23 protein-coding genes are annotated in these 26,294 nt (G+C 55.6%); 11 read left to right on the forward strand and 12 right to left on the reverse strand.

Going from position 1 to position 26,294, the window contains the following annotated elements; genetic code table 11:
- Positions 1-118 precede the first annotated feature (118 nt).
- Both AFL22_RS00215 and AFL22_RS00220 read left to right on the forward strand, forming a co-directional pair.
- Positions 119-1,483, forward strand: coding sequence for an L-serine ammonia-lyase (locus tag AFL22_RS00215; protein ID WP_010260538.1), 1,365 nt, complete (start codon positions 119-121; stop codon positions 1,481-1,483).
- 225 nt (positions 1,484-1,708) lie between these two features.
- Positions 1,709-3,271, forward strand: coding sequence for a cyclic diguanylate phosphodiesterase (locus AFL22_RS00220; protein WP_022625544.1), 1,563 nt, complete (start codon positions 1,709-1,711; stop codon positions 3,269-3,271).
- 140 nt (positions 3,272-3,411) lie between these two features.
- Here AFL22_RS00220 and AFL22_RS00225 read toward each other — a convergent pair whose 3' ends face one another.
- Entirely contained in the window at positions 3,412-4,992 is a 1,581-nt protein-coding gene (locus AFL22_RS00225; protein ID WP_010260533.1) for a TerC family protein, read from the reverse strand.
- Positions 4,993-5,499: 507 nt separating this feature from the next.
- On the opposite strand from AFL22_RS00225, the gene manX reads away from it, so the two are divergent.
- From manX to AFL22_RS00245, 4 genes are all read left to right on the forward strand, one after another.
- Positions 5,500-6,462 carry a PTS mannose transporter subunit IIAB gene (manX, locus tag AFL22_RS00230; protein ID WP_052270527.1) on the forward strand — a complete coding sequence of 321 codons (963 nt, stop codon included), beginning with the start codon at positions 5,500-5,502 and terminating at the stop codon, positions 6,460-6,462.
- A gap of 63 nt (positions 6,463-6,525) precedes the next feature.
- A complete protein-coding gene (locus tag AFL22_RS00235; protein WP_010670765.1) occupies positions 6,526-7,326 on the forward strand; it encodes a PTS mannose/fructose/sorbose transporter subunit IIC in 801 nt (266 codons plus the stop codon).
- Between the two features lie 15 nt (positions 7,327-7,341).
- Positions 7,342-8,187: a PTS mannose transporter subunit IID gene (locus AFL22_RS00240; RefSeq protein WP_010260523.1), complete on the forward strand. Its 846-nt coding sequence runs from the start codon at positions 7,342-7,344 to the stop codon at positions 8,185-8,187.
- A 91-nt stretch (positions 8,188-8,278) separates the two neighbouring features.
- Positions 8,279-8,737: a DUF986 family protein gene (locus tag AFL22_RS00245; RefSeq protein WP_022625541.1), complete on the forward strand. Its 459-nt coding sequence runs from the start codon at positions 8,279-8,281 to the stop codon at positions 8,735-8,737.
- Here AFL22_RS00245 and rlmA read toward each other — a convergent pair.
- The 4 genes from rlmA to AFL22_RS00265 all read right to left on the reverse strand — a co-directional run bounded on the left by rlmA (position 8,734) and on the right by AFL22_RS00265 (position 11,848).
- Complete coding sequence (gene rlmA, locus AFL22_RS00250; RefSeq protein WP_052270528.1) at positions 8,734-9,543, reverse strand: 23S rRNA (guanine(745)-N(1))-methyltransferase; 810 nt, start codon at positions 9,541-9,543, stop codon at positions 8,734-8,736. The genes AFL22_RS00245 and rlmA overlap by 4 nt on opposite strands.
- A gap of 137 nt (positions 9,544-9,680) precedes the next feature.
- Positions 9,681-9,890 carry a transcription antiterminator/RNA stability regulator CspE gene (cspE, locus tag AFL22_RS00255; protein ID WP_003852684.1) on the reverse strand — a complete coding sequence of 70 codons (210 nt, stop codon included), beginning with the start codon at positions 9,888-9,890 and terminating at the stop codon, positions 9,681-9,683.
- A 656-nt stretch (positions 9,891-10,546) separates the two neighbouring features.
- Positions 10,547-11,557, reverse strand: a complete 1,011-nt coding sequence (locus AFL22_RS00260) for an MBL fold metallo-hydrolase (RefSeq protein WP_052270529.1) — start codon at positions 11,555-11,557, stop codon at positions 10,547-10,549.
- 18 nt (positions 11,558-11,575) lie between these two features.
- Positions 11,576-11,848: a YebO family protein gene (locus AFL22_RS00265; protein ID WP_010258793.1), complete on the reverse strand. Its 273-nt coding sequence runs from the start codon at positions 11,846-11,848 to the stop codon at positions 11,576-11,578.
- Positions 11,849-12,060: 212 nt separating this feature from the next.
- Here AFL22_RS00265 and AFL22_RS00270 point away from each other — a divergent pair, with 212 nt between their 5' ends.
- Positions 12,061-12,297 carry a YobH family protein gene (locus AFL22_RS00270; RefSeq protein WP_010258788.1) on the forward strand — a complete coding sequence of 79 codons (237 nt, stop codon included), beginning with the start codon at positions 12,061-12,063 and terminating at the stop codon, positions 12,295-12,297.
- Between the two features lie 30 nt (positions 12,298-12,327).
- On the opposite strand, the gene kdgR is transcribed toward AFL22_RS00270, so the two are convergent.
- On the reverse strand, positions 12,328-13,119 hold the full coding sequence (kdgR, locus tag AFL22_RS00275) for a DNA-binding transcriptional regulator KdgR (protein WP_010670769.1): 792 nt from the start codon (positions 13,117-13,119) through the stop codon (positions 12,328-12,330).
- A 187-nt stretch (positions 13,120-13,306) separates the two neighbouring features.
- Here kdgR and AFL22_RS00280 point away from each other — a divergent pair, with 187 nt between their 5' ends.
- Complete coding sequence (locus tag AFL22_RS00280) at positions 13,307-14,677, forward strand: MFS transporter (RefSeq protein ID WP_052270530.1); 1,371 nt, start codon at positions 13,307-13,309, stop codon at positions 14,675-14,677.
- Positions 14,678-14,939: 262 nt separating this feature from the next.
- Here AFL22_RS00280 and htpX read toward each other — a convergent pair whose 3' ends face one another.
- The 4 genes from htpX to AFL22_RS00300 all read right to left on the reverse strand — a co-directional run bounded on the left by htpX (position 14,940) and on the right by AFL22_RS00300 (position 19,423).
- Positions 14,940-15,821, reverse strand: coding sequence for a protease HtpX (gene htpX, locus AFL22_RS00285; RefSeq protein ID WP_003852678.1), 882 nt, complete (start codon positions 15,819-15,821; stop codon positions 14,940-14,942).
- Positions 15,822-16,065: 244 nt separating this feature from the next.
- A complete protein-coding gene (gene prc / locus AFL22_RS00290; RefSeq protein WP_052270531.1) occupies positions 16,066-18,105 on the reverse strand; it encodes a carboxy terminal-processing peptidase in 2,040 nt (679 codons plus the stop codon).
- Positions 18,106-18,124: 19 nt separating this feature from the next.
- Positions 18,125-18,826 carry an RNA chaperone ProQ gene (proQ, locus tag AFL22_RS00295; RefSeq protein WP_052270532.1) on the reverse strand — a complete coding sequence of 234 codons (702 nt, stop codon included), beginning with the start codon at positions 18,824-18,826 and terminating at the stop codon, positions 18,125-18,127.
- 96 nt (positions 18,827-18,922) lie between these two features.
- Positions 18,923-19,423 (reverse strand): GAF domain-containing protein, encoded by a 501-nt coding sequence (locus AFL22_RS00300; RefSeq protein ID WP_010258773.1) that lies wholly within the window; start codon positions 19,421-19,423, stop codon positions 18,923-18,925.
- Positions 19,424-19,637: 214 nt separating this feature from the next.
- Between AFL22_RS00300 and yebS the strand changes: the two genes are divergently transcribed.
- The 3 genes from yebS to rsmF all read left to right on the forward strand — a co-directional run bounded on the left by yebS (position 19,638) and on the right by rsmF (position 25,074).
- Positions 19,638-20,882 carry a membrane integrity lipid transport subunit YebS gene (gene yebS / locus AFL22_RS00305; protein ID WP_022625536.1) on the forward strand — a complete coding sequence of 415 codons (1,245 nt, stop codon included), beginning with the start codon at positions 19,638-19,640 and terminating at the stop codon, positions 20,880-20,882.
- A complete protein-coding gene (locus AFL22_RS00310) occupies positions 20,851-23,484 on the forward strand; it encodes a PqiB family protein (RefSeq protein ID WP_010258767.1) in 2,634 nt (877 codons plus the stop codon). The genes yebS and AFL22_RS00310 overlap by 32 nt, the downstream gene beginning before the upstream one ends.
- A 162-nt stretch (positions 23,485-23,646) precedes the next feature.
- The gene (gene rsmF, locus AFL22_RS00315) at positions 23,647-25,074 is read left to right on the forward strand and encodes a 16S rRNA (cytosine(1407)-C(5))-methyltransferase RsmF (protein ID WP_197276771.1); all 1,428 of its coding nucleotides are present in this window, start codon (positions 23,647-23,649) and stop codon (positions 25,072-25,074) included.
- 1 nt (position 25,075) lies between these two features.
- Here rsmF and AFL22_RS00320 read toward each other — a convergent pair whose 3' ends face one another.
- Both AFL22_RS00320 and AFL22_RS00325 read right to left on the reverse strand, forming a co-directional pair.
- A complete protein-coding gene (locus tag AFL22_RS00320) occupies positions 25,076-25,723 on the reverse strand; it encodes a metallophosphoesterase (RefSeq protein ID WP_052270534.1) in 648 nt (215 codons plus the stop codon).
- A 289-nt stretch (positions 25,724-26,012) separates the two neighbouring features.
- Positions 26,013-26,225, reverse strand: a complete 213-nt coding sequence (locus tag AFL22_RS00325) for a DUF1272 domain-containing protein (RefSeq protein ID WP_010258758.1) — start codon at positions 26,223-26,225, stop codon at positions 26,013-26,015.
- Positions 26,226-26,294 lie beyond the last annotated feature (69 nt).

Raw genomic sequence — 26,294 nt, forward strand, 5'->3', positions numbered from 1 at the left:
TATCCGTTTTGATAAGTTTATTTCATGCGAAAAGCTGCTCTTTCCTGGTGCATGACCATTACTATGGGCGCCATAAACTGCCCCGGCAGACTGAGAATAATTGTGAGGAGTGTCACCTGTGATTAGTGTTTTTGACATGTTCAAAGTGGGCATCGGCCCCTCAAGTTCGCATACTGTCGGCCCGATGAAAGCAGGTAAACAGTTTGTGGACTTGCTGTGCGAACAGGAAAAGCTGCAGGAGGTCACCCGCATCGCCGTGGATGTTTACGGTTCTCTCTCTCTGACCGGCAAAGGCCATCACACTGATATCGCCATTATTATGGGTCTGGCGGGTGAATCGCCGGATACGGTGGATATCGATGCGATCCCCGCCTTTATTAAAGATGTTGAGCAGCGTGAGCGACTGCTGCTGGCGAAAGGCGCACACGAAGTGGATTTCCCGCGCGAAGGCGGCATGGTATTTCGCAGTGAGAACCTCTCGCTGCATGAAAATGGCCTGCGCCTGCTCGCGTTTGCGGGCGACCTGCTGATCCTGTCAAAAACCTATTACTCCGTTGGCGGCGGTTTCATTGTTGATGAAGAGCACTTCGGGCAGTCGGCACTGGATGAAGTCTCTGTGCCCTGGCCGTTCCACTCCGCCAAAGATCTGCTGGCTCACTGTCGTGAAACCGGCCTGTCACTCTCAGGTCTGGTGATGAAAAATGAGCTGGCGCTGCACAGCCGCGATGAGATCCATGCCTATTTCACTAACATCTGGCAGACGATGCAGGCCTGTATCGACCGCGGTCTGAATACCGAAGGCGTGTTGCCAGGGCCACTGCGCGTGCCGCGTCGCGCCGCCTCCCTGCGTCGCCTGCTGACCTCCTCTGACAAGCACTCCAGCGATCCGATGATTGTTATCGACTGGATCAATATGTATGCGCTGGCCGTTAACGAAGAGAACGCCGCGGGAGGCCGCGTGGTGACCGCGCCAACTAACGGTGCCTGCGGTATCGTGCCTGCGGTGCTGGCTTACTACGATCACTTCATTGAACCAGTGACACCTGACATTTTCCTGCGCTATTTCCTCGCCTCTGGCGCCATCGGCGTGCTGTACAAAATGAACGCCTCTATTTCAGGCGCGGAAGTGGGCTGTCAGGGTGAAGTGGGTGTCGCCTGTTCTATGGCGGCGGCCGGTCTGGCTGAACTGCTGGGCGGCAGTCCGGAGCAGGTCTGCGTGGCGGCTGAAATCGGCATGGAACATAACCTTGGTCTGACCTGTGACCCGGTAGCCGGTCAGGTTCAGGTGCCCTGCATTGAGCGCAATGCTATCGCCTCGGTTAAAGCGATTAACGCGGCGCGCATGGCACTTAGGCGCACCAGCGAACCCCGCGTCTCGCTGGATAAGGTTATCGAGACAATGTATGAAACCGGCAAAGATATGAACGCCAAATACCGTGAAACTTCGCGTGGCGGTCTGGCGATTAAAGTTCAGTGTGATTAAGCGAAACGATTAACTGACTAAAAAACGTGCAAACGTAATAAAATCCGCATCCTGCGCTATCTCAGCGCAGGTTTAACCGGTAGAGTGATTTCCGCGCAGCCGTCCGGCTTACGCAACTTTCCAGACCTGCTTTTCTGCATTCCGGCCTCAATGTTGATCTGACCGTGCCGATACTCACCCCGTTGTGTTTTGCTTTTTACTGGCTTTTTGGGAAGGTGAATACAGATGTTTATGGCCCAGCAATCTGTTGGACAATTCAGACGCAAGCGTGTGCTGATAGCGCTGTCGATCGCCACCGTGGTGCTGATATTAACCCTGGCCTTTCGCTATATCGAAGAGAAGTCACGTATCGAGCAGCAGGCGATGGATTTCGCCGATAAAGCGATTATGCGGTTTGACCGGATGTTTTCACCGCTGGAGGTTTCAGCCAATAATACGCTGGGTCTGGTCGGCGTTCCCTGTCAGGATGTTCGCTTTCCACTCATCGAAAAAATCTCTTCCCTGCAGACGGTCCGGGCGATCCTGCTGGTGGATAACGACGTGCTCTACTGCTCCAGTATCTACGGGCCGCGCACCATCCCCTTTAGCCAGACTTACCCTGACTTAGCCTTTAACAGTCAGCGCATGACGCTGGCAACCGATGAGTACCTGCTGAAAGGCTCGCCCATTTTACTGCTGTGGACGCCAAAGAGCCTGGATAACCGCTCCGGGATTTTGCAGGTGATCAACATCGAAATGATGAGCAATTATCTGCTGGAGCCGCAGTTGCCCTGGGTGGAACGCGCTGTCTTTAACGTCAATGGAGAGAGCCTGGAGTATGGCAATCCACTGATCGAGCCCACGGTGCCGTCTGAAGACGAAGTGAGCTATGAGCAGGGCTCGCTGCGCTATCCGTTTACGCTTACTCTCTATGGCCCCTCTCCGACCCGCCTGGCGCTGGCGACGCTTCCCTCACAGCTCCCGCTGGCGCTGCTGCTGAGTCTGCTTATGGGTTACATCGTCTGGCTGGCGACCGCAAATCGTATGAGCCTGAGCTGGCAAATCAGTTATGGCATTACGGCCCGTGAGTTTATGGTTTATTGCCAGCCGCTGATCAACACCAAAAGTGGTGAGTGCGACGGTATTGAGTTACTGCTGCGCTGGCATAATCCCCGTCAGGGCTGGATTGCCCCGGATGTCTTTATTCCCCTGGCCGAGCGACAGAACCTGATCAAACCGCTGACGCGCTTTGTACTGAATGAGGTGGTGAGTCAGTTACCGCAGCTGCCCGACGATCCCGCGTTCCATATCGCCATTAACGTTGCCGCCAGCCACTTCCGCGACCACGCCATTCTGGAAGATCTGCACAACCTGTGGTGGCCTGCCAATCCGGTGCCGAAACTGGTGGTGGAGCTCACCGAGCGCGATGCCCTGCCGGTCGTGGACCAGTCGGTGATTGCGCAACTGCACGACATCGGTGTCCGGCTGGCGATTGATGATTTTGGCACCGGCCACAGCTCGCTCTCCTACCTGAAAGATCTGCAGCCAGATGTGCTGAAAATCGACAAGATTTTCACCGCAGCCATCGGCACTGACGCGATTAATGCCACGGTGACGGATATGGTGATTTCGCTGGCCCAGCGCCTGAATATCAGTCTGGTGGCCGAAGGCGTGGAAACAGCTGAGCAGGCGGCCTATCTGCGCGAACGCGGTGTGGATCATCTGCAGGGCTACTATTTTGCCCGCCCGATGCCGCTGCAGGACTTCCCGGCGTGGCTGGCGCAGCATCAGGCTGATGCCCGCAGGTGACAATCGCCTGAGCCCCGTTTCGCCCTGCCTGATGACCTTACGCCACAGACAAAAAAACAGCCGCGGCAATGAGCCAGCGGCTGTCGGAGAATTCAGCGCGGCCGGTAAGCCCGGCAGCGCCGCTGCATCAACGAGAACGATTAGCCCTCTTCATCCTCATCATGCGGTTTATCTTTAGTGACACGCACCAGATCGATACGGTAGTCGGTCGCTTCGATAATCTGGAAGTGCAGCGGAGTAATATCAATCACATCGCCAGGAAGCGGTAACTGCCCTTTCTGCTCAATCAGCAGGCCCGCCAGCGAGGCGTGGTCTTCTGTCGGATCGACCAGTTCATGGAAGTCGAGCAACTGCTGCAGCGAGTGCAGATCGGTCCCCCCTTTCACTAACCAGCCATCACCATCCGCAATAATATCGGGCGTTTCATCTTCATCCGGGAATTCACCCGCAATCGCTTCCAGCACGTCCAGCGGCGTAATCAGACCCTGAACCACACCAAACTCATTGGTGACAATCACGAAGCTGCCCTTGGCACGACGCAGCACGCCAAGCAGGTTGATCGGATCCAGCGTCTCCGGCACCACGATAGTCGGTGTATTGGCCGCAAAGGTCGCCACATCCACACCGTGCTCCAACGCCACCAGCAGCTCTTTGGCTCGCACTACGCCGACAATTTCATCCAGTTCACCCCGACAGACCGGGAACAGGCTGTGTGGCGTATCAAGCAGCTGACCGCGAATCTCATCTACCGGCCGATTCGCATCGACCCAGGAGATTTCACCGCGTGGCGTCATGATGCTGCGAATCGAGCGGGAAGCCAGCGTCAGCACGCCATTAATCATATAGCGCTCTTCATCTTTAAACGCTTCCTGCGGCATCGCTTCCGCCAGTGCAGCCTCTTCGCTGCTGCTGGTGTTGCCATTGCTGGCGGTCTGGGCACGGTTGCGGCCCCCCATCAGGCGTAAAATTGCTTCGGCGGTGCGTTCACGCATCGGGCGATTTGACTGATGGCGGATAAAGTTACGACGTGCAACCTGGTTGAACAGCTCAATCAGAATCGAGAAGCCAATCGCCGCATAGAGGTAGCCTTTAGGAATATGGAAACCAAAGCCTTCTGCCACCAGCGACAGACCGATCATCAGCAGGAAGCTCAGGCAAAGCACCACTACAGTCGGATGCGCGTTAACAAAGTTGGTTAACGGCTTAGAAGCCAGCAGCATCACACCCATCGCAATCACCACGGCGGTCATCATCACCGGCAGGTGGTTCACCATACCCACGGCGGTAATCACAGCATCCAGCGAGAAGACGGCGTCCAGTACCACAATCTGCGTCACGACAGCCCAGAAACTGGCATATCCCCGATTACCGGATCCGTCGAGCTGCCGGTTCTCCAGCCGCTCGTGCAGCTCCATGGTCGCCTTAAACAACAGGAACAGACCACCCGCCAGCAGAATTAAATCACGACCGGCAAAGCTGAAACCGCCTACGCTAAAGAGAGGCGTCGTCAGCGTCACCATCCAGGAGATCAGCGACAGCAGACCCAGACGCATGACCAGCGCCAGTGACAGGCCAATCAGGCGTGCTTTATCACGCTGCTTCGGCGGCAGTTTGTCGGCCAGGATGGCAATAAACACCAGGTTATCAATGCCGAGTACGATTTCCAGCACCACGAGCGTCAGTAAACCCGCCCAGATTGAGGGGTCGAATAAAAATTCCATTATTTATGACTCCAGAACAGGGAACAGATCGCGGTGCCGCTTATCAGCGCAGCAATGCGTGACATGCAGGTAGTCGGGAAAGCGGTGAAAACGCCGTGAGGCGAAGGGTGACGCGCCAGCAGGCGCAAAGAACAGATTAAGCGACGTCGGTGACGATCCATAAAGGTGGGCTGAAGCCCGTTACTCCTGAGTAATAAACAGAACGTTAATGTATCAGGTCGGCGAATTGCGTCAAAAAATTTTCTTATTTTTACAATCTGCCTGACGGATGATCAGGCGCATAAAAAGGGTTACTGGCCGCTTCACAGGATGAATAGCTGACAGACATCACATAATTTATTTTTTCGATCACTAAAATAAATCGCGACTTTACCGCCTTGACGTAGTTAACCCATGTTTTTTCGACGCTATACCGATAATTCGAATCATCCGGTTAAACAGATCATCAAAGCACTTCAATACAGTTCATTGACTCAGATGAGCATCTCTAGCGAACGGAGGTAGCACGTGACCATTGCGATAGTAATTGGTACACACGGCTGGGCAGCGGAACAACTGCTGAAAACAGCAGAAATGCTGTTGGGCGAGCAGGACAATGTCGGCTGGATAGATTTTGTCCCCGGTGAAAATGCAGAAACGCTGATTGAAAAATATCAGGCACGACTGGCAGAACTTGATACGACGCAGGGAGTACTGTTTTTAGTTGATACCTGGGGTGGCAGTCCGTTTAATGCGGCCAGTCGCATCGTGGTCGACAAACCGCAGTATGAGGTCATAGCCGGGGTCAATATCCCGATGCTGGTCGAAACCCTGATGGCGCGCGATGACAATCCCGGTTTTGACGAGCTGGTCGCCGTGGCGGTGGAGACCGGCCGTGAAGGCGTCAAAGCCCTGAAAGCCAAAGAAGAAGCGCCGGCGCCAGCCGCGGTGAAACCGGCCGCTGCGGTGCAACCGGCTAAGCCGATGGCGCCTGGTGACCACATGAAAATCGGGCTGACACGCATTGATGACCGTCTGATTCATGGGCAGGTAGCAACGCGCTGGACCAAAGAGACCAATGTTCAGCGCATTATCGTAGTCAGCGATGAAGTGGCCAACGATCATGTGCGCAAAACCCTGCTGACACAGGTTGCTCCGCCCGGCGTCACGGCCCATGTGGTGGATGTTGATAAGATGGTGCGGGTGTGGAACAACCCGAAGTATGGTCAGGATCGCGTGATGCTGCTGTTTACCAACCCCACCGATGTACTGCGCGTGGTGGAACAGGGTGTCGATATTAAAACCGTCAACATCGGCGGAATGGCGTTCCGCCAGGGGAAAACTCAGGTCAATAATGCGGTCTCGGTCGATGAAAAAGATATTGCCGCGTTCCGCAAACTCAATGAACGCAATATTGAACTGGAAGTGCGTAAAGTTTCCAGTGACCAGAAACTGAAAATGATGGATCTGATTGCAAAAGTTAACGCGTAACAGAAGCACTTATGCGCCTGCGTTTCCGGGCTCCTGGTTATCCTGCTGAGGACAAGAAGTATGATGGAAATAACCTCGCTACAAATTATTTTGATTTTTATTGTCGCCTGTATTGCCGGTATGGGGTCGATTCTGGATGAGTTCCAGTTTCACCGTCCCCTGGTGGCCTGTACCCTGATTGGTATGGTGCTGGGTGATATGAAAACCGGCATTATTATCGGCGGTACGCTGGAGATGATTGCGCTGGGCTGGATGAACATCGGTGCCGCCGTTGCGCCTGATGCCGCCCTCGCCTCCATTATCTCGACCATCCTGGTTATCGCTGGCGGTCAAAGTGTGGGTGCCGGTATTGCGCTGGCGATTCCGCTGGCCGCCGCCGGACAGGTATTGACCATTATCGTGCGTACGCTGACCGTCGCCTTCCAGCATGCGGCTGACAAAGCCGCAGAGAAAGGTAACCTCACGGCCATCTCCTGGATCCACGTCTCTGCCCTGCTGTTACAGGCGATGCGTATCGCTATCCCGGCGCTGATTGTGGCGATTTCGGTCGGCACCAGTGCGGTTCACGCCTTACTCAGCTCTATTCCGGACGTGGTGACCAACGGCCTGAATATCGCCGGTGGCATGATTGTGGTGGTCGGTTATGCGATGGTCATCAACATGATGCGCGCAGGCTACCTGATGCCGTTCTTTTACCTGGGCTTCGTCACCGCGGCCTTCACCAACTTTAACCTGGTGGCGCTGGGCGTCATTGGCGTGGTCATGGCGGTGCTCTACATTCAGCTCAGCCCGAAATACAACCGTGTGGCGGGAGCACCAACAGGTGCTGCGACCGCAAACGATCTTGATAACGAACTCGATTAAGGAACAGGTGAGCACATGGTTGATATTACGAAAGTCGAAAAGAAACTGACACCCGGTGATGTTCGCGCCGTCTTTCTGCGCTCTAATCTGTTCCAGGGTTCATGGAACTTTGAACGCATGCAGGCGCTGGGCTTCTGCTTCTCAATGGTGCCGGTGATCCGCCGTCTCTATCCTGAGAACAATGATGATCGTAAGCAGGCGATCAAGCGTCATCTGGAGTTCTTTAATACCCATCCTTATGTGGCCGCGCCGGTTCTGGGCGTGACTATGGCGATGGAAGAGCAGCGTGCTAACGGCGCCCCGATCGACGATGGCGCGATTAACGGCCTTAAAGTCGGCCTGATGGGACCCCTAGCCGGTGTTGGCGACCCGATCTTCTGGGGTACGGTGCGCCCGGTGTTTGCCGCGCTGGGAGCCGGTATCGCCATGAGTGGCAGTCTGCTGGGTCCGCTGCTCTTCTTTGTGCTGTTTAACCTGGCACGTCTGCTGACCCGCTACTACGGCGTGGCCTATGGCTATCGCAAAGGGATAGATATCGTCAGTGATATGGGCGGCGGTTTCCTGCAGAAACTCACGGAGGGCGCGTCGATTCTCGGCCTGTTTGTCATGGGGGCGCTGGTCAACAAGTGGACACACGTTAACATTCCGCTGGTGGTGTCACGTATTACCGACTCGACCGGTAAAACCACCGTCACCACCGTACAGTCGATCCTCGATCAGCTGATGCCGGGCGTGGTGCCGCTGCTGCTGACCTTTGGCTGTATGTGGCTGTTACGCCGTAAAGTGAACGCGCTGTGGATTATCGTCGGCTTCTTTGCTATCGGTATCTTTGGTTACTGGATCGGCCTGCTCGGTCTGTAATTTCACCCGGCCGGGAGCCTGCGCTCCCGGCTTTTAAGCGTGGTGAGCTGAGCCACAACCGGCTGAGCTCACCCTGTTTGAGGTAGATGTGATGTCATTAACCGACGCGCTGATTGCGTGTTGTATTGCCGCCCTGATGGGGTTTGCCATTTATCACGAGGCGATTCTGCCGCGTCGCCACGGTCCGACCCGCTTACGGGTTGCGCTGCGCAGGCAGCATAAGCTGGATAGCCTGATTTTCATCGGCCTGCTGCTGATCCTGCTGTGGAACAACGTCAGCCATCACGGCCCGCAGCTCACCACCTCACTGCTGATGGTGCTGAGTTTTCTGGCGTTCTGGCTATTCTGGCTGCGAAAGCCAACGCTGCTGATGAAAAGTGAGGGGTTGTTTTACGCCGGTGTCTGGATCGATTACCGGCGAATTCAGGGCATGAATCTCTCTGAGGATGGCATTCTGGTGATTCAGCTGGAACAGCGTCGGCTGCTGATCGCGGTGCAGCAACTCGACGATCTGGAGCGCATCTATAACACCCTGGTCGAGGCGCGCTAGTCGCGCTGCCACACAGTCAGGGTAAAGTCTGCGTCGCAGCTGAACTGCTCGCTCTGCTGCAGGGTCTGCCAGACCTCTTCACGCGCCCGCCAGGCGAACGGCGTCATCTGAAGCAGGGTCGTCGCGGCTGTGCCGGTTAATGCCATCGGGTAACGCAGCGCTTGCTGCGCCACCTGGTGGAATCCGGGATACGCTTTCTGCTCCGGCACATGCAACTGCACTTCGCGGTAAATCAGCGCCTTGAACTGCTGCAGATGATGCGGGCCCGGTGTCACGGTCAGTACCAGGCCACCCGGCTTCAGCACGCGCGCCAGTTCCGCTTCATTGCAGGGTGCGTAGATTCGGACAACCGCATCCAGGGCGTGATCGGCAAAGGGTAAGCGCTGGCTGGAAGCGACGCAGAAGCGCACCGCCGGATAGCGCTTTGCTGCCAGCCGGATCGCCATTCTGGCGACATCCAGCCCATAGACCTGCCCGGCCTCGCCTGCTGCGTCAGCCAGTGCGGCGGTGTAGTAACCTTCGCCACAGCCGATATCCAGGATTTTGCACTCCGGCTGGCTCAGCGCGGGCGCAAGCAGGCTGACGACCCGATCACGCAGCGGCTGGTAGTAGCCTGCCTCAAGAAATTCGCGTCGTGCCTGCATCATCTCTGCACTGTCACCCGGTTCACGCGACCGTTTATGCTGAACGGGCAGCAGATTGACATACCCTTCTTTCGCCTGGTCAAACTGATGGCGATTCTCGCAGCACCAGCTGCGCGAAGTAAAGGCGAGAGGAGAGTGACAAAGAGGGCAAATCAGGGACATAGGGTGCTCCGGCATCAGATAACGCGGCGCAGTGTAACCTTAACGTTTACGCATCGGAAGCATAAAGAAAGCCCCGGCTGAGAAGCCAGGGCTTTGAGATTTCATGTCAGGGTGCAATGCACCGAGGCGGAGTTGAATCAGATAGCCGTAACGTTAACGGCTGCCGGGCCTTTCTGGCCGTCCTGAATTTCGAACTCAACGCTCTGGCCTTCAGCCAGGGTTTTGAAACCATTGCCCTGAATAGCGGAGAAGTGTACGAACACATCTTTGCTACCGTCAGCAGGGGTGATAAAACCAAAACCTTTAGACTCGTTGAACCACTTAACCTGACCTTTAATCTTTGCCATTTTGCAAATTCCTTTAGATGTTTATTTAGCCCGAAGGCTGTCGTACAGAAAAACCAGAGACATTACTGCATGAGGCACTAATTAAGGTTCGGCAAGGAAGCGGTATTCAACGTCAACGTCTTTACTCGTTCTTCTTTACAGACTTCTTTACAGAAGATGCCATGCATAAACAGAACTGTACCTCGTTTAACTCAGGATTTGTTATCACATATCCTAAAAACAATGGCAAGCCATTTTTAAGGGCCTCAGCCAGCCTGCGCACATAATTGCCAGAAGGCTCACATTGCCTGTTCTGTGGCGTTTACAAATGCCGATGCAAATTAAGCCCGCTCTCTGGCCAGACCCCTCTCCGGCCTCTGTTGCCGGGTCTAACCCAATGGATACCATAAGAAATTAATATTTCACAAATATGGCAATAACAGAATGAATAAGCGAAGCGCGAAAAGTTGAAAATATCAATAATCCGGCGTCAATCCTGTACAGCGCCTTTTATTTCGTACAGATAACACTTTTTTTGCACCAAAAGCAGGAGCCAGACAGTCGTCCTGCTCCAAATAAAAGCATTGAGCCCGATTTTACTTATTAAGAATTTAACTTTTGATTTGAAAAATTGATATCAGATAATAAAAACGGGCTTTTGTTTTAACTCTGAGGTTTTAGGATAATTCCTGGGCATCCTTATTCAGCCCGCGGCTTTCGCCTATTCGCCACGGTGCGAAACCGCCCTTTTGCTCGTTTGCCCGCAGCAGCGCATCCGCCAGTTCTTTGGGTGGTGCATCCAGCGACTCATCGGCCAGTTCGAACACGCCCCAGTGGATGGGCAGCGTCAGCGGCTTGCCTGCTGCCTGCCATAGCGCCACCGCCTGATCGGGATTCATATGTTGGCCCGCCATGAACCATTCAGGTGCATAAGCGCCAATCGGCAAAGCCGCCAGGCTGAACGGGCCGAGTCGGGCAGCAATCTCCGGCAGGCTATCGCTGTAGCCGCTGTCGCCCGAGAACCAGAAGCGCACGGAGGCAGAACGCACGACCCAGCCGCACCAGAGCGAACGGTTTCGATCGCGCGGCGTTCGCATACTCCAGTGACGTGCCGGCACCGCATCAAAACAGAGGTCGCCGACAGTAAACTGTTGCCACCAGTCGAGCTGATGGACCTGTTTCACGCCCCGCGCCCTGCACCATTTTTCCAGGCCCAGCGGCACAATGAAGGTCGCCTGCGGAAAACGCCGGACGATCGCTTTAACCGTCGGCCGATCAAGATGATCGTAATGGTTATGTGAAATAAGCACGACATCCAGACGCGGCAGATCAGCGATGCTAAGCGGTGCGGGCGTTTTTCGCTGCGGCCCGGCAAAAGAGAGTGGCGAGGCGCGTGACGAGAGTGCGGGATCGATCAGGATATATTGCTGGTTCAGTCGCAGCAGCACGGCGGCATGGCCCAGCCACCAGATGCGATCGTCACTGCCGCTGATATCAGCGGGCTGCCACCACTGTTCGGTGAAAGCCCTGTAGCCCTGCTGCGGTGGCAGCGGCAGCCCCTGCGCTTTGCGATCCCTGCGCCAGCGCTGCAGATCGCCCGGCTTGCGCCGTTCCGGTTCAGGATTGCAGAATCCCTCGGGCGTGTGATGCGCTTTGCTGCTGTCATACCACGGATTTTTCCAGACCATCCCGCCTCTCTGCTGTGATTATCGTTCCGGAATCAACCGGATAAAGTCGCGTTTCTCGCGATCGTCATCGGTTTTTTTACTCTCTGCCCCTGGCTGCATCTCAATCAGACGGCGCAGCAGCTGATTCTGTTTCTTCTGCTCTTCCAGCAAAGATTCCAGTAAGCGGATTTGCTCACCGGCGCGCACGCTGGCGCGGTTGACAAAGAACCAGGCGATAAACGCCACAATCAAAATAATGACCAGCAGGCCATAGCTGACCAGTGGGCCCGAATTTGCGGCTAACTCATTCATAACTGCCTCGTAAAACTCAGTGGAAACGCCAGAACATGGCAACCGCCCATTCTACCTGTCGCCATCGCAAAAGATAATGGGGTTAACATCAATGCAGAATTTGCCGTTTCAGTTATCTCTGATCGATCCCACCAGAAAAGCGAGGCATGCTGATATCATCATAACCGGCGGCACCAGGTGGAGCGCTGAGTTATCTTTCACAAGGAGACATAATGAAACTGTTTATTCGTACGGTAGGCTTGCTGGCGGTGATCTGGCTGGCGATGCTGTTTACCGGCTATGGCGTATTAACCGGCAGTACTAAAAATGCAGCCGGCCTTGGCCTGCAGTGCAGCTATCTGACCGCTCGCGGTGTGATCAGTGCGCAGTATCTGCATACTGACAGTGGCGTGGTGGGTGTGACTGATTGTCCGTTGCTGAAGAAAAGCGGAGAAGTGATCGATAATTAACAAAACAGCGGGCCACATGGCCCGCTGTTTTCAGAACGGATAGTCGTGATAGCCCATCTCTGAGGAGAGCGTACGCGCCGCCCGATGCAGCATGGCCACGTAATCCTGGCGGGCATCTTCTGAAAAGCGAATGGTGGGAAAAGAGATGCTCAGTCCCGCAATCACCACGCCAAAACGGTCAAACACCGGCACAGCGAGGCAGCGTAAGCCCTCTTCCTGCTCTTCGTTATCTTCACCATAGCCCTGTGTTCTTACCTGATCCAGCGCCGTAATCAACGCCTCCGCGCTTAACAGCGTATTGGCCGTGCTCCGTTTGAATTCGACATCCCGCAGGATCTCCTCAACTTCGCTGCGATCGCGCCAGGCGAGCAGAACTTTCCCAATTGCGGTGGTATGCAGCGGATTACGACGGCCAATGCGCGAATACATACGCAGGTTGTAGAGGGAGTCGATTTTATGGATGTAGACAATACTGTCCTCTTCCAGCGCCCCCAGATGAATGGTTTCTTTGGTCAGACGCGAAAGCTCACGCATCTGCACATCCGCACTGCGGATTAAATCGACGTTCTGCAGCGCTTTAGCGCCCAGTTCAAACAGCTTCAGTGTCAGTGAGTACTTCTCGCTCTCACCTTCCTGCGTGACATAACCCAGCGACTTCATGGTCTGCAGGAAACGGTAAACGGTGCTTTTTGACATCATCACGCGCTGCGCGAGCTCAGTAATACCGTGATCGCGCTCTTCACCCAGCGCCTGCAGAATGCCGAACACTTTAAGTACCGAAGAGACGGAATCGGGCTGTTTATCATTTTCAGCAGAGGACATCGCGCACCTTGTTAAACCTGTTTCAAAAAAAATGGAACGGACTGTCAGTATAGAGTGAGGCATACGAAGGCAGCAATGCTTTAACCATTACGTCATATTTAAAGACAGTTTTTTCTCCGTCCGATCGCTGCATTTCAGCGTTAATTTCATTAGCATGATGATATTCACCCTCTTTAGTAATTAACTTATGACACTCTCTCCTCCTCAGGATGGATTACCCGCGCGTCAGCGCTATATGGCAATCGTCACCATCGCGCTGGGTCTGACCATGGCGGTGCTGGATGGCGCGATAGCCAATGTCGCCCTGCCCACTATCTCGCGCGAACTGAATGCCAGCCCGGCGCAGTCGATCTGGATAGTGAACGCCTATCAGATTGCGATTATCGTCTCGCTTCTGTCGCTCTCCTTTCTGGGCGACATGCTGGGTTATCGTCGCGTCTATCAGGCGGGCCTGGCGCTGTTTATTGCCACTTCGCTGTTCTGCGCCTTCTCCACCACCCTGACCATGCTGACTTTCGCCCGCGTGCTGCAGGGATTAGGAGGTGCAGCGCTGATGAGTGTGAATACCGCGCTGATACGCATTATCTATCCGCAGCGTCATCTGGGACGCGGCATGGCGATCAACTCGCTGGTCGTGGCGGTTTCAACCGCGGCAGGCCCGACGGTCGCCGCAGCGATTCTTTCGGTGGCAAGCTGGAAGTGGCTGTTTCTGATTAACGTCCCGCTGGGTGCCATTGCGCTCTGGCTGGCGCTGCGCACGCTGCCTGATAATCCGCAGAAAGCGACGGCGCAGAAATTTGATGTTCCCAGCGCGATCATGAACGCCCTGTTCTTTGGTCTGATCATCTCTGCGCTGAGCGGATTTGCACAGGGACAGAGTCATCTGCTGGTGCTGTCGGAGGTCATTGCTCTGCTGGTTGTGGGCTGGTTCTTTATTCGTCGTCAGTTAAACATGGCGGTGCCGCTGCTGCCGGTTGATCTGCTGCGTATCCCGATTTTCAGCCTGTCGATGGGAACGTCGGTCTGTTCGTTCTGCGCGCAGATGCTGGCGATGGTGTCGCTGCCCTTCTTTCTGCAAAACGTCCTGCAGCGTGATGAGGTGGCAACCGGTTTACTGCTGACGCCCTGGCCGCTGGCAACCATGGTATTTGCGCCGATTGCCGGCCGGCTGATTGAACGGGTGCATGCCGGGCTGCTGGGCGGCATCGGGCTGGCCATGTTCGCCCTGGGGCTGTTTCTGCTCGCCTGGCTGCCGGCCAACCCGGGTGATGGCGATATTATCTGGCGCATGATGCTGTGCGGTGCCGGTTTTGGGCTGTTTCAGTCACCCAACAACCACACTATTGTCACTTCCGCTCCGCGTCATCGCAGCGGCGGCGCCAGCGGCATGCTGGGCACCGCGCGCCTGCTGGGCCAGAGTATGGGTGCCGCGCTGGTCGCGCTGATGTTTAATCTGTTTGATGATCGCGGGACGCACGCTTCGCTGCTGCTGGCGGGCAGCTTTGCCGCCGTGGCCGCGCTGGTCAGTGTGTCGCGGATGACGCAGACCCGCGCCTGATGGCAGAAACAGAAAAGGCGACCACCTGACAGAGTGTGACCCGATTCGCTGTAAGGCCGAGCCTTCACAGGGAACCCGGTCAGATCGGAAAGACTTCTGTCATCCATGACGGTCGGCCCGCACCATCCATGGCGCGGGACGCTTTCCTCCTCTGCCCGGGTTCCCTGCATGTTGAGCTAAGATATTGCTGTCAGATTCAGTCTGATTATGGTTTCTAAACAGAAAAGGCGACCCAGGGTCGCCTTTTTTGCTCTGCTTAACGCTACTTCAGATACTGACCGCTGCGCAGTGCTTCAATACGCTTATCTAACGGCGGATGCGACATAAACAGCTCGCTGAACGATTTGCCCTTACCGTTGATACAGAACGCCATCATGCTGCTCGGCTCCTGCGGTTCGTAGCTGGTTTTCAGGCGCTGTAACGCCGCAATCATCTTCTCACGACCTACCAGCTTCGCTGAACCGGCATCGGCATGGAACTCACGGTGACGCGAGAACCACATGGTGATGATGCTGGCGAGAATACCAAACACCAGTTCCAGCACCATCGACACCGCAAAGTAGACCAGCGGGTTGCCGTTGCTGCTCTCCTCACCATCGCGGTTGCCGGACATAAAGCCCGCCGCGATCTGCGCCAGAATACGTGAAACGAAAATCACAAAGGTGTTCACCACACCCTGGATCAGCGTCATGGTGATCATGTCGCCGTTGGCGATGTGTGACACTTCGTGTGCCAGCACCGCTTCCGCTTCATCACGGCTCATGTTCTGCAGCAGACCGGTTGAGACAGCAACCAGTGAGGCGTTACGCCGTGCGCCAGTTGCGAAGGCGTTGATGTCAGGTGCGTGATAGATCGCCACCTGCGGCATCGCAATACCCGCCTGTTGTGCCTGACGGCCAATTGTATCCACCAGCCAGCGCTCGGTTTCGTTGCGTGGCTGTTCAATCACTTCACCGCCAACCGATCGCAGTGCCATCCACTTCGACATCAGCAGTGAAACAAACGCACCGCCGAAGCCAAACAGGCCTGCCATGATCATCAGGCCCTGAACACTGCTTGACTGGATCCCTGTCAGGCTGAGAATCAGCCCGAATACCAACATCACAGCCAGGTTGGTCATCAGGAAAAGAGCAATACGCATCATTTTTGTTAATCTTCCTCAGTAGTTCACGCGCCTATACGCGGATCCATATCCTATGGGCATTGGGCTGCTTTTCAAGCAACCTTAACGTTTAAGTGCCTAAAAAGACATAACTTTACATTCTGACACGCCTGATGAGGAGCCCAGCCTTCAGGCACCTTCACCAGCGCTAATCATTGCTTACTGGAAACTTTTCTGAGTACAAAAAAAAGCACCGCTGAGCGGTGCTTTTTCTGGCAATAGCTGTTTATTTAGCCGCTGGCGCCTCTGGCTGGGATTTCTCCAGCTGCGCAAGATCGTTAGCGATCTTCACCGTCTCATCAAGATACGGATCCGGCTCTTTATAATCTTTCGGCAACTCATCCAGGTTTTTCAGCGGTTTTTTGCCTTCGGCCTGATAGCGCGCGTTGATCCGCTCCAGACGAGACGCATCATCTTCGTGGTTCTCTTTCTCGCGCTGAGCGAGATTAAGCGACACGATGTTGCGCTTATCTTTCAGGGCATTGTAACGGGCAATGTCCTTCATGATGTACTGGAACTCGCGATCCTGAGCGATGCGGTCAGCATGCTGCTTAGTCAGCTGCACCACCAGCGGTTTCACATCACCGGTTTTGACATAGGTCGCCGCTTTGATGCTGTCCCACGGCAGTGCGTTATCCTCAAATTTCTCACCGGTTTCAGCCGCTTCAACGCCGGTTGGCATCAGCAGATCCGGCGTGACGCCTTTACGCTGTGTACTGCCGCCGTTAATGCGATAGAACTTCTGAATGGTGTAAGAAACGGAGCCTAACGCAGGCCACTCCGGACGCAGCATCTGATCGTAAATGCGGTTCAGAGAGCGATACTGCTGAACGGTGCCTTTACCAAAGGTTGGCTCGCCAACAATCACCGCGCGACCGTAATCCTGCATCGCGGCAGCAAAGATCTCAGAAGCTGAGGCGCTGAAGCGATCGACCAGCACCACCAGCGGTCCTTTGTAGTAGACAACGCCGTCGTTATCGCTGTCTTCACGAACCCGACCATTGTTGTCGCGTACCTGAACCACCGGACCACTCGGAATAAACAGACCGGAAAGCGAGACTGCTTCGGTCAGCGCGCCGCCGCCGTTGGTACGCAGATCGATCACCACACTGTCGACGTTCTGTTTCTGCAGTTTCTGCAGCTGTACTTTGACGTCGTCGGTGAGGCCGACATAGAAACCAGGAATATCGAGCACGCCCACTTTCTGCTTGCCGACATTTTTGATGGTCAATTTAACCGCGCGATCTTCCAGACGGATTTTCTCACGCGTCAGCGTCACAGTACGGGTTTTGGTACCCTTACCGGCTGGCAGAACTTCCAGGCGCACTTTGCTGCCCTTAGGTCCTTTAATTTTTGCCACGACATCATCCAGACGCCAGCCGATCACATCTTCCATCGGCTTGCCTGGCTGACCCACACCGACGATGCGATCGCCAACGGTAATGGCTTTGCTCTTCGCGGCCGGGCCGCCTGCGACCATCGAGTTGATCACCGTATAGTCGTCATCCATCTGCAGAACCGCACCGATGCCTTCCAGTGACAGGCTCATTTCGGTGTTGAACTGCTCGGTGTTACGCGGCGACAGATAGCTGGTGTGCGGATCGATTTCGCGGGCAAAAGCGTTCATCACCAGCTGGAAAACATCTTCACCGTTGCTCTGGGCCAGACGACGGATAGCGAAGTTGTAACGCTTGGTCAGAACGTCGCGGATCTCGTTATCATCTTTGCCCGCCAGCTTCAGACTCAGCTGATCATATTTGACCTTGGCATCCCACAGCGCATTCAGTTCAGACTGATCTTTCGGCCAGGGTGCTTTCGCGCGGTCAATGTCGATAGTGTCATTGCCGCTGAAATTCATCGGACGAGCCAGCACCGTCAGCGCATATTGATAGCGCTCAAAACGGCGTTTCTGCGCCAGATTATAAATATCGTAAAAGAGATCCAGCTTGCCACTGCGCAGCTCATCGCCGACGGTGTTTTTTTTGCTGGCAAACTGCGCCACATCTGACGCCAGCAGCACATTGTGGCTGTAGTCGAGCATGTTCAGATAGCGATCAAAAATTTTCGCTGAAAAGTTCTGATCCAGGTCGAACTGGCGATAGTGGGAACGGGTAAAGCGCGAGGTTACGCGCTCACTGACCGTCGGATCCTGCGGATCTTCGTGAAGCTGGGGAATCTGATCGGCGCGGGTAATGTTCTCCGCGCCGAAGGTTGGGCCTGCTAATAGCAGGCCCGCAATAAGTCCAACTTTAAAAAGGGTGTTCATGCCGGGGTTAGCCTCCGTTTCAGAACTGCAAGTGTTCTGCGCGCACAATCATTGCCATGCCGGAAGCGAGCTGGACCCGAACGCCGTCTTTTGATACTTCAAGAACGGTAGCGTCCATCGCACTTTTGCCTGCTTTAACTTTAATACTCTGGCCGGGTTGCAAAGTTGAGGTATCAGTGATGGGTCGGGCTTCCTGCTCCGGACGTGGGGCTGGCTTGCGATGCTGTGAGGCGGTCGCACGCGGTGCAGAGGTCTGCGGACGCGGTTTACGCGCGGCTTCGCCTTCTGCAGGCTTACGTGCCGCGGGCTTGCGTGGACGACGCGGTGCCGCGCCCTCTTCGCTTTCGCCTGCTTCACGACGCGCGGCGCGCTGCTGGTCACGCTGCGCCTGGACGCGTGCTTTCGCTTCTTCCAGTTGCTTGCGTGCATGCTCAACGTGTTGCTCATCCAGCACGCCACAGGCGTTACCGTCGAGATCGACACGGATAGCACCGGCTTTGATGCCGTACAGATAACGCCAGCTTGACGTATAGAGACGCAGCGCGGAACGCAGCTGTGTTTTGCTCAGACCCATTTCGCCCTGAACACGCTCGACCAGATCCTGAAAGATACCGATTTTGAGCGGACGCGCTTCACCTTCAGCGCTAAAGCAGTGCGGAAAGCGCTCCGCCAGAAAAGTGATGACTTCTTTACTGCTATTCAACTTAGGTTGATTTTCCATGAAATTTCCTGATTACAACGGGTTTGCCGACCAGCGCAGGCATGAACAGGCGACATTATAATGACAACATCGCTAAATGCCATGTGATCCAGTCGATTAGCTGCGCGTCAGCTGCAGATATTTTTCTAAGTCGCTGTTCGCAAGCACTTCACAAAGCCCATCAGTCAGTGTGACCAGCCCCGATTCGTCGTCGCTGTCAAAGCGATTGTACGCCACGCTGTCGATGTCCAGCACCCCAACCACAGTGCCATTCACTTTCAGAGGAATCACAATCTCAGCATTGCTGGCAGCGTCACAGGCGATGTGGCCCGGGAAGGCATGCACATCATCTACGCGTTGCACTTTTTCTTCTGCCAGCGCCGTGCCACACACACCTTTACCGACCGGAATGCGCACACAGGCGATTTTGCCCTGGAACGGGCCCAGCACCAGCGTATCCGCTTCCGTCAGCAGGTAGAAACCAGCCCAGTTCACGCCATCGAGACGTTCGTACAGCAGCGCGCTAAAGTTTCCCATCGCGGCGAGGAACGCCGTTTCTCCCGCCAGTAAGGCGCGCATATCGCGATTCAAATCGGCGTAAAAGGCAGTTTTGTTCATTATTTAACCGTTACCAATGACATCTGAACGGGGCATTAAAGACCGTTCGTTAAAAATAAGTTTTAAATATCCAGAGCCACAAGGTGAATCATAGCGTTAGTTGCTATACCCTTAGCATTCTGTGGATCGAAGCGTGATGCCCGAGACAGGCACACAGACAATGTCTTTATGACCGATATCTGTTACTTCTGAAGAGCGAAGATTGCATCACCCTATGAAAATTCACGCTATCAGCCAGACATTGCCTCACGCACGTTATCAGCGTTGCCCGCAATGCGATACCCTTTTTTCCTTACCGGATGTGAAATCTCATCAGTCGGCACATTGCCCACGCTGTAACGCCGAAATTCTCAGTGGTCGCGACTGGCCGATGACCCGTCTTATGGCGATGGCCGCCACCATGATTGTGTTAATGCCCTTTGCTTTCTCCCTGCCGCTGGTAGATATCCGGCTGCTTGGCATGCGCATCAATGCCAGCGTACTGGAAGGCATCATACAGATGACCCAGCAGGGTGATGTACTGACGGCCTCAATGGTGGCGTTCTGCACCATCGGCGCGCCGGTGACGCTGGTGGCGGGTATCTGTTATCTCGGTATCGGCCACCGGCTGGGCATGAACCTGCGTCCCGTGCTGCTGATGCTGGAGAAGCTGAAAGAGTGGGTGATGCTCGATATCTATCTGATCGGCATCGCCGTGGCGTCAATTAAAGTGCAGGACTATGCTTCGCTGGAGATTGGCTACGGGCTGGCGGCTTACATCGCCCTGACAGTGCTGAGCGTGCTGACACTGATCCATCTGAATATGGAGCAGCTGTGGGAGCATTTCTACCCACAGACGCCTGGCAATATGGCCCGTGACGATATGCAGGTCTGCCTGAACTGTCACAACACCAGCATACCCGATGAACGGGGCCGCTGCCCGCGCTGCCATACGCCGCTCGACTTCCGACGCCGCCATAGCCTGCAGAAATCCTGGGCCGCGCTCATCGCATCGATTGTGCTGTTGATCCCCGCAAATCTGATGCCGATCTCCGTGGTCTACCTTAATGGCTCACGGCGTGAGGACACCATCTTCTCCGGCATCCTGGGGCTGGGCGAAGGCAATATTCCGGTGGCGGCGATTGTTTTTATCGCCAGTATTCTGGTGCCGTTTATCAAGGTGCTGGTGATGCTGACTCTGCTGCTCAGCATTCATTTTCGCTGTGAACAGGGGCTGAGAACCCGCATCCGCTTGCTGCGGTTTGTCACCTGGGTTGGCCGCTGGTCAATGCTCGATCTGTTTGTCATTTCGTTAACCATGTCGCTGGTCAACCGTGATCAGCTGCTGGCTTTTACCATGGGACCGGCGGCGCTGTTTTTTGGCGCGGCCGTCATCCTGACCATTATGTCTGTTGAGTGGCTGGACAGCCGCCTGCTCTGGGATGCACATGCAACAGGAAACGCCGACTACACCGACTAACGCAACGCTGCGCAATAAGCGCAAAATTTCGCCCTTCTGGCTGCTGCCGATTATTGCGATGCTGATCGCCTGCTGGCTGCTCTGGACCAATTATCAGGAGCGCGGCACCACCATCACCATCAATTTCCAGACGGCGGATGGTATCGTGCCGGGTCGCACCCCGATCCGCTATCAGGGCGTGGAAGTGGGCACCGTGCAGGGCATTAATCTCAGTGATGATTATCGCAGCATTCAGATTAAAGCCAGCATCAAGAGCGACATGCGCGATGCGCTGCGTGAAGATACGCAGTTCTGGCTGGTGACGCCTAAAGCCTCGCTGGCGGGTGTGTCGGGGCTGGATGCGCTGGTCGGTGGTAACTACATCGGGATGATGCCGGGTAAAGGTAAACCCAGCGAGTCGTTCACCGCGCTGGATACGCAGCCCAAGTATCGGGTGAATACCGGCGAATTGATGATCCATCTGCATGCGCCCGATCTCGGCTCGCTCAACACCGGCTCGCTGGTCTATTACCGCAAAATTCCGGTTGGCCGGGTCTATGACTACAGCATTAACAGCAAATCCGATGGCGTGTCGATTGATGTGCTGATTGACCGTCGCTTTATCAATCTGGTGAAAACCAACAGCCGTTTCTGGAATGTGTCAGGCATGAATGCTGACGTCAGCCTGAGCGGGGCTAAAGTGCAGCTGGAGAGTCTGGCGGCGCTGGTCAATGGCGCGATCGCGTTTGACTCGCCACAGGGTGCGGAAACGGCCAAAGCTGAGCAGAATTACCGGCTCTATCCCGATCTGGCACATAGTCAGCGCGGCGTGCAGATCACACTGGATCTGCCTAACGGCAACAATCTCAAGGCGGGCAGCACCCCGCTGATGTATCAGGGACTGGAAGTCGGCACGCTGACCAAACTGAACCTGCAGGATGGCGGCAAGGTCACCGGCGAGCTGACGATCGATCCCTCTGTTGTCGGTCTGATGCGCAGCGGCACCCGCATTGAGATGCACAGCCCGAAAATCAGCCTGACGGATACCAGCCTCAGCGCGCTACTGACCGGCAACACGCTGGAACTGGTGCCAGGTGAAGGCGAGCCGCAGCAGCACTACACCGTGCTGGCGTCCAATGAGACTCTGCTGCAGAAGCCCAATGTGCTGACGGTAAAACTCAGCGCGCCAGAGAGCTATGGTATCGATCAGGGCCAGCCGCTGATGCTGCACGGCATGCAGATTGGTCAGGTGATGTCGCGTACGCTGGATGAAAATGGCGTGAATTTCGTGGTGGCGGTCAATCCTGAAAATCGTAATCTGGTGCATGGCGACAGCAAATTTATCGTCAACAGTCGACTGGATGTGAAGTTCGGCCTTGATGGCATGCAGGTATTAGGTGCCAGCGCCCGTGAATGGGTGGATGGCGGTATCCGGCTGGATCCGGGCAAAAAGGGTGAGCCAAAAAGTGCCTATCCACTGTTTGCCGATGCTGAAAAAGCGGAAGAAGGCATTACCGGCGATGGCCCTTCTACCACGCTGATGCTGACCGCCAACAGTCTGCCTGACGTGCAGGCCGGCTCTGTCGTGCTTTACCGCAAATTTCAGGTGGGTGAGATTGTCAAAGTCACGCCGCGCGCTGACGCCTTTGATATTGCGGTACATATTCAGCCGGAGTATCGCAAGCTGCTGACCAGCGAAAGCGTGTTCTGGGCGGAGGGTGGCGCACGCGTCAGCCTTAACGGCAGCGGCCTGACGGTGCAGGCATCGCCGCTTAACCGCGCGCTGAAAGGCGCGATCAGTTTCGACAATATGAGTGGTGCGCAGTCGGCCAAAGGGGCCAAACGCGTCCTCTATCCGTCTGAAACCGCCGCCCGCGCGGTGGGTAGCCAGATTACGCTGCACACCTATGACGCCAGCAAGCTCTCTGCCGGAATGCCGATTCGTTACCTGGGTATTAATGTCGGCCAGGTGGAGTCACTGTCGTTAAGCAAAGATAACAATCAGGTGGTAGCGAAAGCGGTACTCTATCCGGAGTATGTCAACGATTTCGCCCGTCTCGGCAGCCGTTTCTCGGTGGTCTCACCGGAGATTTCCGCTACCGGCGTGAATCATCTGGAAACCCTGTTGCAGCCTTACGTCAACGTGGATCCCGGTAAAGGTGGCGCCGCGCGCACGTTTGAGCTGCAGGAGAGCACCATTACCGACTCCCGCTACCTTAATGGCCTGAACATTTATGTTGATGCCACTGAGGCCGGTTCACTGTCGCTGGGTACGCCGGTGCTGTTCCGTGGTGTGGAAGTGGGTACCGTGACCGGCACTTCACTGGGTAATATGGCGGATCGTGTGCAGATCGCCCTGCGCATCAGTAAGAAGTACCAGCATCTGGTGCGTAATAACTCGGTGTTCTGGCTGGCATCCGGCTATAACCTGGACTTCGGTCTGGTGGGTGGCGTAGTGAAAACCGGGACCTTCCAGCAGTTTATTCGCGGTGGCATTCAGTTTGCGACGCCGCCGACGGTGCCGCTGGCGCCACAGGCGAATCCGGATAAACACTTCCTGCTGCAGGATGAAGCGCCGAAAGATTGGCGTAACTGGGGAACGGCGATCCCGTCTCCGCGCTAAAGGCTATCTCAAACGGGCAGACTGTTCTGCCCTTTTGAGTGTTTAAAGTCAGCACCGGCTCAGGGAGCATACGCCTTATTCACTCCCTCAAACGGGCAGCCTGGCTGCCCGTTTCCTTTCCTCATGATACACTGCCGCCTTTGCCTTAACTGGAATGTGCCCGTGTCTGATGCTTCTTCGCTTTTCCCCGCCGATTTTCTCTCGTTAATTCGCCAGAGCCTGCCCGATGAGGCGAGCTTCGCGCAATTTATTGCCTACAGTCAGCAACCCCTACGCCGCAGTATTCGCGTCAATACCCTGAAGATCAGCGTGGCTGACTTTCTGAGTCAGACGGCTAATTATGACTGGCAGCTGACGCCGGTGCCGTGGTGCGAAGAGGGATTCTGGATCAGCCGGGAAGATGAGAGCCTGCCGCTGGGCAGCGTGGCTGAGCATCTCAGCGGCCTGTTCTACATTCAGGAGGCCAGCTCCATGCTGCCGGTCACCGCGCTGTTTGACGCTCAGCCAGAGGTCAGCGCCGTGATGGATATGGCGGCGGCACCGGGTTCTAAAACGACCCAGATTGCTGCGCGGATGGGCAATCAGGGCGTTATCCTGGCTAACGAATTCTCTTCCAGCCGGGTAAAAGTATTGCACGCCAATATCAGCCGCTGCGGCGTCAGCAACAGTGCCTTAACGCACTTTGACGCGAGGGTCTTCGGGCCAGCCCTGCCGGAACAGTTCGACGCCATCCTGCTCGATGCTCCCTGCTCCGGCGAAGGGGTGATTCGCAAAGATGCTGATGCGCTGAAAAACTGGTCGCTGGCAAGTACGCATGAGATCGCCGCGACCCAGCGCGATCTGCTCGACAGTGCCTTCCACGCCCTCAAACCCGGCGGCACGCTGGTTTACTCCACCTGCACCCTGAATCAGATTGAGAATCAGCAGGTCATTGCCTGGCTGCTGGAGCGCTATCCGGACGCTGTTGAGGTTGTAGCACTCGATGGTCTGTTTGAGGGTGCCGGACAGGCCGCGACGCCCGAGGGCTATCTGCATGTCTTCCCGCAGATGTTCGACAGCGAAGGCTTTTTCGTTGCCCGGCTGCATAAAACCGCGTCGGTCGAGCCCTTACCGCTGCCGGGCTACAAAGTGGGTAAACTGCCCTTCTCCCACCTCAGCCGCAAGCTGGAAAGTGAGATAGCCCAGGCCGCCGCCGCTGTCTCTCTTAAATGGGATGCGTCGCTGGAGCTGTGGCAGCGTGATAAAGAGATCTGGCTGTTCCCGAAGGCCGTCACCCCGCTGCTGGGTAAAGTGCGGTTCTCGCGCATCGGCCTGAAGCTGGCAGAAACCTTTGCTAAAGGCTATCGCTGGCAGCATGAAGCGGTAATTGCGCTGGCAAAACCGGATGCGGCGCAGACTTTTGAGCTCACCGCAGCAGAGGCGGAAGAGTGGTATCGCGGCCGGGATATCTACCCGGAAACGGAACCTACCCGTAATGAGATGATTGTCACTTATCAGCAGCAGCCGCTGGGGCTGGCTAAAAAAGTCGGCAGCCGTATCAAGAACAGCTATCCGCGGGAGCTTGTGCGCGACGGACGCCTGTTCCGCTGAGTCACTTTATTTGCAGCATCGTCAGATGATTGCCAAACACTGCGCCGGTATCGATGTAGTGCAGATTGGCAATCGTCAGCGACTGTTTCAGCGGCGTGTGTCCGAAGTAAAAGGCGTCTGCGCCACGGATGCCCGCCCGTTCGCCTGACTCCATCGCCTCCAGCCGCTGACGGCTCCAGACCACCTGCTGCCAGTCGAGTGGCTTATTCAACGCATATTCCCGGGCCGGATAATCAGCATGAGCAATCACAATAATTCGCTCTTCGAGTTGCAGATGGAGAATCAGCGGCAGCTCACGGCAACGCTGCAACGCGTGACGCGCCGCAATCAACGCTGCACCACGCAGCCGAAAGAACCAGTCGCCACCGTTCATCTGCCAGAGCGCCATTTCCTGCCCCTGTAATGCTGATAGCGCCATCTCCTCATGATTCCCCCGCACGCAGCGAAACCAGGGCTCCTCCAGCAGCGCCAGACAACCCAGGCTGTCGGGACCGCGATCGATGATGTCACCTACCGAAATCAGTAAGTCCTGCTGCGGGTCAAACTGATGCTGCTGCAACAGCGAATCCAGTTCGCGGCGGCAGCCATGCAGATCGCCGACCACCCAGATCCGTCGCCACGCTGCGCCATTCAGGGATTGGTAATACATCGCTGCACCCGGCCTTTGTCTGCTGAAACCATCTTCAGAGTATAGTCAGGGCTGACCCTGTACTGGCATGACGCGCTGGAAAGCAGAATGCAAATGAGGCTGGCTGAAAGGGAGCAAGGGAGCAAGGAGGCCGGGCGAAGCGATTAAAGAGAGATGAAAGGTACGTCCCTCCCGGCGCTTATCTCCGGCACTCAGTAAAGGTGGTAGCTCTGTCAGGGACGAAATACATCATAATGCGATCAGGCGCGCCAGGCTATTCTGCCCCCACCATATCTGTAGTCATTTGGGATCAGCTACGCATTTTAGCCGGATATTTCTGCAGTTTCTCTGCCGGACGCACCGGACGGCGCACCAGCTCACCGCCGCAGTTGGGGCAAAGATGAGTGAGATGCTCAGCACAGTCAGCGCAGAACGTGCATTCAAACGAGCAGATGCGTGCCGCCAGAGAAGATGGCGGCAGATCAACGTCGCAGCGTTCACAATTGGGGCGAAGTTCCAGCATGGTGTGACTCCTTAAAAAAGCGGTATGCGCCAGCTTCGCGGTTGCTGACCCCAATGTCGAGCCAGCAAC

It is taken from the genome of Pantoea sp. CFSAN033090 (genome assembly GCF_001264395.1).
Taxonomy (GTDB): Bacteria; Pseudomonadota; Gammaproteobacteria; order Enterobacterales; family Enterobacteriaceae; genus Pantoea; species Pantoea agglomerans.

Bases quoted from the DNA above. Each gene is read 5' to 3' on its own strand.
- AFL22_RS00220 (WP_022625544.1), top strand. From the start codon at position 1,709: ATGTTTATGGCCCAGCAATCTGTTGGACAATTCAGACGCAAGCGTGTG.
- AFL22_RS00225 (WP_010260533.1), bottom strand. From the start codon at position 4,992: ATGGAATTTTTATTCGACCCCTCAATCTGGGCGGGTTTACTGACGCTC.
- AFL22_RS00235 (WP_010670765.1), top strand. From the start codon at position 6,526: ATGGAAATAACCTCGCTACAAATTATTTTGATTTTTATTGTCGCCTGT.
- AFL22_RS00240 (WP_010260523.1), top strand. From the start codon at position 7,342: ATGGTTGATATTACGAAAGTCGAAAAGAAACTGACACCCGGTGATGTT.
- AFL22_RS00245 (WP_022625541.1), top strand. From the start codon at position 8,279: ATGTCATTAACCGACGCGCTGATTGCGTGTTGTATTGCCGCCCTGATG.
- rlmA (WP_052270528.1), bottom strand. From the start codon at position 9,543: ATGTCCCTGATTTGCCCTCTTTGTCACTCTCCTCTCGCCTTTACTTCG.
- cspE (WP_003852684.1), bottom strand. From the start codon at position 9,890: ATGGCAAAGATTAAAGGTCAGGTTAAGTGGTTCAACGAGTCTAAAGGT.
- AFL22_RS00260 (WP_052270529.1), bottom strand. From the start codon at position 11,557: ATGGTCTGGAAAAATCCGTGGTATGACAGCAGCAAAGCGCATCACACG.
- AFL22_RS00265 (WP_010258793.1), bottom strand. From the start codon at position 11,848: ATGAATGAGTTAGCCGCAAATTCGGGCCCACTGGTCAGCTATGGCCTG.
- AFL22_RS00270 (WP_010258788.1), top strand. From the start codon at position 12,061: ATGAAACTGTTTATTCGTACGGTAGGCTTGCTGGCGGTGATCTGGCTG.
- kdgR (WP_010670769.1), bottom strand. From the start codon at position 13,119: ATGTCCTCTGCTGAAAATGATAAACAGCCCGATTCCGTCTCTTCGGTA.
- AFL22_RS00280 (WP_052270530.1), top strand. From the start codon at position 13,307: ATGACACTCTCTCCTCCTCAGGATGGATTACCCGCGCGTCAGCGCTAT.
- htpX (WP_003852678.1), bottom strand. From the start codon at position 15,821: ATGATGCGTATTGCTCTTTTCCTGATGACCAACCTGGCTGTGATGTTG.
- prc (WP_052270531.1), bottom strand. From the start codon at position 18,105: ATGAACACCCTTTTTAAAGTTGGACTTATTGCGGGCCTGCTATTAGCA.
- proQ (WP_052270532.1), bottom strand. From the start codon at position 18,826: ATGGAAAATCAACCTAAGTTGAATAGCAGTAAAGAAGTCATCACTTTT.
- AFL22_RS00300 (WP_010258773.1), bottom strand. From the start codon at position 19,423: ATGAACAAAACTGCCTTTTACGCCGATTTGAATCGCGATATGCGCGCC.
- yebS (WP_022625536.1), top strand. From the start codon at position 19,638: ATGAAAATTCACGCTATCAGCCAGACATTGCCTCACGCACGTTATCAG.
- AFL22_RS00310 (WP_010258767.1), top strand. From the start codon at position 20,851: ATGCAACAGGAAACGCCGACTACACCGACTAACGCAACGCTGCGCAAT.
- AFL22_RS00320 (WP_052270534.1), bottom strand. From the start codon at position 25,723: ATGTATTACCAATCCCTGAATGGCGCAGCGTGGCGACGGATCTGGGTG.
- AFL22_RS00325 (WP_010258758.1), bottom strand. From the start codon at position 26,225: ATGCTGGAACTTCGCCCCAATTGTGAACGCTGCGACGTTGATCTGCCG.